General features: G+C 50.5%; 2 protein-coding genes. Both read right to left on the bottom strand.

Annotation, left to right across the window (positions count from 1 at the left end; translation table 11 throughout):
* A partial coding sequence (gene istB, locus ACYQ2L_RS17165; RefSeq protein WP_460058348.1) for an IS21-like element helper ATPase IstB occupies positions 1–698 on the bottom strand: 698 nt, incomplete at its 3' end.
* A partial coding sequence (locus ACYQ2L_RS17170) for a hypothetical protein (protein WP_460058350.1) occupies positions 698–1,023 on the bottom strand: 326 nt, incomplete at its 5' end. The genes ACYQ2L_RS17170 and istB, both read right to left, overlap by 1 nt.

A 1,023-nucleotide genomic window follows, 5' to 3' on the forward strand; every position in this document is an offset into this window, starting at 1 on the left:
ATGGTGATCTTATAAGCACGATGCACCAGGCGATCCATTGCAGCACTACCCATCAGCGGATTGGTAAACACCTGCTGCCATTCAGCAAAATCACGATTACTGGTAAGTATGGTAGAGCGTCGCTCATATCGTGCGGCAATGATTTCGTACAGATCGCTCTGGCTTGATTCATGCAGCGGGCGCAAACCAAAATCATCGAGAATAAGCAACGGCACCGAGCAGATCATGCTCATGCGCCGATCAGCACTGCCGTCCGCACGACCTGAATGAATCCATTTCATCAGTTCATGTGTGCCGCGATACATGACATCGATATTACGCAAGCATGCTTCGTAGGCAATAGCCTGGGACAGATGGCTTTTGCCGACACCGCTGGGGCCGACAAGGAACAGATTCCTCCGTTCCTCGATGAAGCTGCATCGCGCCAGTTCAAGAATGGTTGGTTTATGGATTCGCGGGTTGAAGTCAAAATCAAAACTGGCGATGGTCTTTTGAGGATCCAGTCCGGATTTACTCAGACGACGTGTCAGTTGTTTGTTGTCGCGTCGCTCAACCTCGTCAGTTAGCAGGTACAACAGGAACTTGGAGTATTCCCATTTTTCTTCGATTGCCTGCTGCATGCGCTGCTCCAGGGTATCAAGCACCCCGGAGAGCTTCAGCCGTACCAGTTTTGGTTTTAGTTGTGCTGTGTCATGCATTAGTTCGCCTCCTGTAGAAGATTGAAATACTCAGGTGTTCGTGCAAATGTAAAACACAGGTTTCCGGTTGAATCCACCGGGCACTCCGTTGATTCTGACTCGAGTCCTTTCTCGAGAATACGCTTGACCACAGCATATTCGGGATTGTCGTAATACAGAGCCCGTTGGCATGCTGCAGTCATACGTGAAACGCTGTATCGTTTGGTCATCGCCATCAGAGCTCGGGCGGGACGCAGCCCATCGACTCCTTTCCGGGACAGGATTTGTTGCACGACCTGACCGATTTCCGGACTCAGTTTTCTGGATCTATTGAGCAATCCTTCCC

The sequence above is a fragment of the Spirochaeta dissipatitropha genome (assembly GCF_054657935.1).